The 1,714-nt window shown below is 64.8% G+C and carries 5 protein-coding genes; all 5 read left to right on the top strand.

Features of this window, described 5'->3' with window-relative positions:
• The first annotated feature begins 77 nt into the window (after positions 1-77).
• From ACFOMP_RS10805 to ACFOMP_RS10785, 5 genes are read left to right on the top strand one after another with little or no spacing between them, the layout of a single operon-like run.
• Complete coding sequence (locus ACFOMP_RS10805; protein ID WP_379030310.1) at positions 78-533, top strand: DUF5131 family protein; 456 nt, start codon at positions 78-80, stop codon at positions 531-533.
• Complete coding sequence (locus tag ACFOMP_RS10800) at positions 533-784, top strand: hypothetical protein (RefSeq protein ID WP_379030307.1); 252 nt, start codon at positions 533-535, stop codon at positions 782-784. Before ACFOMP_RS10805 ends, ACFOMP_RS10800 begins: the two co-directional genes overlap by 1 nt.
• Positions 777-1,031: a hypothetical protein gene (locus ACFOMP_RS10795; protein WP_379030304.1), complete on the top strand. Its 255-nt coding sequence runs from the start codon at positions 777-779 to the stop codon at positions 1,029-1,031. The genes ACFOMP_RS10800 and ACFOMP_RS10795 overlap by 8 nt, the downstream gene beginning before the upstream one ends.
• Positions 1,024-1,344: a hypothetical protein gene (locus tag ACFOMP_RS10790; RefSeq protein ID WP_379030301.1), complete on the top strand. Its 321-nt coding sequence runs from the start codon at positions 1,024-1,026 to the stop codon at positions 1,342-1,344. Before ACFOMP_RS10795 ends, ACFOMP_RS10790 begins: the two co-directional genes overlap by 8 nt.
• Positions 1,341-1,580 (top strand): hypothetical protein, encoded by a 240-nt coding sequence (locus tag ACFOMP_RS10785; protein WP_379030298.1) that lies wholly within the window; start codon positions 1,341-1,343, stop codon positions 1,578-1,580. The genes ACFOMP_RS10790 and ACFOMP_RS10785 overlap by 4 nt, the downstream gene beginning before the upstream one ends.
• The last annotated feature ends 134 nt before the right edge of the window (positions 1,581-1,714 follow it).

Genomic DNA, 1,714 nt, shown 5'->3' with positions numbered 1-1,714 from the left:
TTGGACGCCGATAAGGGGGCACTCTTCAACGCCGATTGACACTCCTGGCGGTGCCGGCTGCGGTGCGGTTCCTGTCCATGGAGCCGCTGCTGGGGCCGGTGATCCTTGACGACATGTGCGACGGGCACAAATTCTATGACCCGTTGCGCGGCAATTGGTGGCATGACAGCGACCCGCCACGCATAGAGCGTGGCAAGCCGAAGCTCGACCTCGTGATCGTCGGCGGTGAGAGCGGGCCCGGCGCGCGGCCGATGCATCCGGATTGGGCGCGGTCCCTGCGCGACCAGTGCAACGCCGCCGGCGTGGCGTTCCATTTCAAGCAATGGGGGGAATGGGCGCCATCGACACCAGAAGAGGCCGCAGGCAATCCAAGGTCAGGGTGGCGGTGCCTTGCTGGGCATCCGCATGTCCCGAAGGCAGCCGAGCTTTACCCAGAGGCTGGGGCGGCCTTCATCGAGCGCAAGGGCAAGAAAGCCGCCGGACGACTGCTGGACGGCCGCACCTGGGACGAGATGCCGGGGGTGCGATCCTGATGCCGATATATCCGCCCCGCCCCGATCCCTTCGAATGCGCCATCTGCGGCAAGGCGCACCCGCTGCAATGGCAAGACCCGACCCAGACCGACTATCCGCCGGTTTGCTGGGCTTGCGAGCAATACGGGTGGCGGCTTGGACCGATCACCCGCAAGCCCGACATGCGCCTGGCCAAGCAGATTGCGGCCCTGTCAGAGGCGCTATCCGAAGAAGCCAGCCGGAAAATCTATGAGGAGGCTCGCCATGGCTGAGCGAGACTATGTCAGCACGCCGGTCGCGGACAGCCTTGGGCTGCGCGATATCATCCTTGGCCTTGCCGCCGATCTCCAGCAGCTGCGCGACGGCAAGATCAGCCCGAACGAGGCCCTCGCCCGCGCGGCGCTGGCCAAGCAGATGTTCAACGGCGTCCGGCTCTACATGCAGGCGGTGAAGACCATCGAAGCGGCCGCGCGCGACGTGAGCCAGCCGAAGGCGATCGAGGGGGGCATCGATGCCTAAGCACCACATCGATCCGCAACTGGTGCAATCCACCATTGCCGACCTGCGTCAGCGCCTAGATGCTCTGCCGATGATCGGTGACAACGCCGCAGATTGGGCGGATCAACACCGCCAGCACCGCGCAGCCGCCGAGGCCCTCGCCGACCATCTGCGCGCCACCTACGGCGCCCGGATCCACGACAAGGCGTGGACCAACACCATCTGCATGCACAGCATCAGCTCGAGCGGAACGGCGGGCCTGCAACAGGCCTTCCGCAATTGGATAGCCGCCGCCGAGCGCAGGCTGGCCACCATCGAAGGAGACGCGTCATGAAAAACAAGCTCGGAGATCTGAACAACCACTTGTTCGCCCAGTTGGAACGCCTGGCCGACGAGACCTTGACGCCCGAGCAGATCGAACAGGAGGCGAAGCGCGCGGATGCGATCGTTTCCGTCGCCGATCGCATCGTCGGCAATGCTGATCTGCAGCTGAAGGCGGCGAAGCTGTTTGCCGAACACGGCCAAGGCATCCTGCCGATGCTGCCCAAGATCGGAGCAAGCGAGCCATGAAGGGTCGCGCCATTGTCTACGAACCCGAGGAGCTGGCCTGGATCGAGGCGCACAAGGAACTGCCGCGGGCGGCAGCCTATACCCTGTTCTGCGCCCGCTTCATGCGGCAGGATGTCTCGCTCTCGAATTTCAAA

This window comes from Paracoccus simplex (assembly GCF_042648325.1).
GTDB lineage: Bacteria > Pseudomonadota > Alphaproteobacteria > Rhodobacterales > Rhodobacteraceae > Paracoccus > Paracoccus simplex.
This window is presented reverse-complemented; position numbering and strand designations above follow the sequence as displayed.